This is a genomic window from Stagnihabitans lacustris, assembly GCF_025950525.1.
GTDB lineage: Bacteria > Pseudomonadota > Alphaproteobacteria > Rhodobacterales > Rhodobacteraceae > Stagnihabitans.
This window is the reverse complement of sequence record NZ_JAPDGS010000019.1, coordinates 1-2,500: the sequence shown is the minus strand read 5'-3', so window position 1 is coordinate 2,500 and position 2,500 is coordinate 1. Positions and strand designations below refer to the sequence as shown.

General features: G+C 54.1%; 1 tRNA gene and 2 rRNA genes (1 of these 3 cut by a window edge). All 3 read left to right on the top strand.

The window, feature by feature from the left end:
- A 23S ribosomal RNA gene (locus NX862_RS19280) occupies positions 1-2,125 on the top strand (it extends 707 nt beyond the left edge of the window).
- A 121-nt stretch (positions 2,126-2,246) separates the two neighbouring features.
- Positions 2,247-2,361: ribosomal RNA gene (rrf, locus tag NX862_RS19275) — 5S ribosomal RNA — on the top strand.
- A gap of 62 nt (positions 2,362-2,423) precedes the next feature.
- A tRNA-Met gene (locus NX862_RS19270) sits at positions 2,424-2,500 on the top strand.

Below are 2,500 nucleotides of genomic sequence, written 5' to 3'. Positions count from 1 at the left end.
CTAGCCATGAGCAGGATGAAGGCAAGGTAACACTTGCTGGAGGTCCGAACCGACACCCGTTGAAAAGGGTCCGGATGACTTGTGGCTAGGGGTGAAAGGCTAATCAAACCTGGAGATAGCTGGTTCTCCGCGAAAGCTATTTAGGTAGCGCCTCGCACGAATACCCACGGGGGTAGAGCACTGCATGGGTGATGGGGGCCCACAGCCTTACTGAGCCTAAGCAAACTCCGAATACCGTGGAGTACTATGCGGGAGACACACACCGGGTGCTAACGTCCGGTGTGAAGAGGGAAACAACCCTGATCTGCAGCTAAGGCCCCAAATTCATGGCTAAGTGGAAAAGCATGTGGGACGGCCAAAACAACCAGGATGTTGGCTTAGAAGCAGCCATCATTTAAAGATAGCGTAACAGCTCACTGGTCTAGATAAGCTGTCCTGCGGCGAAAATGTAACGGGTCTCAAGCCATGAGCCGAAGCTCGGAATGTGCAGCAATGCACGTGGTAGCGGAGCGTTCTGTGATATAGCTCATCATGTTTTACCTCTCGCAAGAGGGGGATGAACATGGAGAGCTTACTGTGAAGCCGGGCTGTAAGGCATCCGGTGGAGTGATCAGAAGCGAGAATGTTGACATAAGTAGCGATAAAGGGTGTGAGAGACACCCTCGCCGAAAGTCCAAGGGTTCCTGCTTAAAGCTAATCTGAGCAGGGTAAGCCGGCCCCTAAGGCGAGGCCGAAAGGCGTAGTCGATGGGAACCACGTTAATATTCGTGGGCCAGTGGGAAGTGACGGATCCTTAACGTTGTATGCCCTTATCGGATTGGGTGTGCAGCCGCGGGGTCCCTGGAAATAGCCCCACATCAGACCGTACCCTAAACCGACACAGGTGGACTGGTAGAGTATACCAAGGCGCTTGAGAGAACCACATCAAAGGAACTCGGCAAATTACCTCCGTAAGTTCGCGATAAGGAGGCCCCATAGGCACGCAAGTGTTTGTGGGGGGCACAAACTAGGGGGTGGCGACTGTTTACTTAAAACACAGGGCTGTGCGAAGCCGTAAGGCGACGTATACAGTCTGACGCCTGCCCGGTGCTGGAAGATTAAGAGGAGGGGTGCAAGCTCCGAATTGAAGTCCCAGTAAACGGCGGCCGTAACTATAACGGTCCTAAGGTAGCGAAATTCCTTGTCGGGTAAGTTCCGACCTGCACGAATGGCGTAACGATCTCCCCGCTGTCTCTGATGTGGACTCAGCGAAATTGAACTGTCTGTCAAGATGCAGACTTCCCGCGGTTAGACGGAAAGACCCCATGAACCTTTACTCTAGCTTTGCACTGGTATCAGGAATGTGATGTGCAGGATAGGTGGTAGGCATCGAAGCGGGGACGCTAGTCTTCGTGGAGCCATCCTTGAGATACCACCCTTCGCATTCTTGATATCTAACCGCGGCCCGTTATCCGGGTCCGGGACCCTGCATGGTGGGGAGTTTGACTGGGGCGGTCGCCTCCCAAACTGTAACGGAGGCGCGCGATGGTGGGCTCAGACCGGTCGGAAATCGGTCGTCGAGTGCAATGGCAGAAGCCCGCCTGACTGCAAGACTGACAAGTCGAGCAGAGACGAAAGTCGGTCATAGTGATCCGGTGGTCCCAAGTGGGTGGGCCATCGCTCAACGGATAAAAGGTACTCTGGGGATAACAGGCTGATGATGCCCAAGCGTCCATAGCGACGGCATCGTTTGGCACCTCGATGTCGGCTCATCTCATCCTGGGGCTGGAGCAGGTCCCAAGGGTATGGCTGTTCGCCATTTAAAGAGGTACGTGAGCTGGGTTTAGAACGTCGTGAGACAGTTCGGTCCCTATCTGCCGTGGGTGCAGGAGACTTGAGAAGAGTTGACCCTAGTACGAGAGGACCGGGTTGAACGAACCACTGGTGGACCAGTTATCGTGCCAACGGTAGTGCTGGGTAGCTATGTTCGGACAGGATAACCGCTGAAGGCATCTAAGCGGGAAGCCCCCTTCAAAACAAGGTCTCCCTTGAGAGCCGTGGAAGACCACCACGTCGATAGGCCAGAGATGTAAGTGCGGTAACGCATTCAGTTGACTGGTACTAATTGCTCGATAGGCTTGGTTTGATCCAGTAACAGCAAAACACTGACAAAACAGTGAAATCTGTAGGACAAACCATCCATAACAAAAGCACAAACAGACTTAGAACAGAGGGCATCCGCCCCCGGTGTTTCGCTTCTTCCTCGGTTTGGTGGTCATAGCGCTGGCTAAACACCCGATCCCATCCCGAACTCGGCCGTTAAGGGCCAACACGCCAATGGTACTGCGTCTTAAGACGTGGGAGAGTAGGTCACCGCCAAACCTAGAAAGAAGCGACATCTCCCTATACGATACCAAAACACCCGATCATGGATACCAAACCGACGCGGGGTGGAGCAGCCCGGTAGCTCGTCAGGCTCATAACCTGAAGGCCGCAGGTTCAAATCCTGCCCCCGCAACCA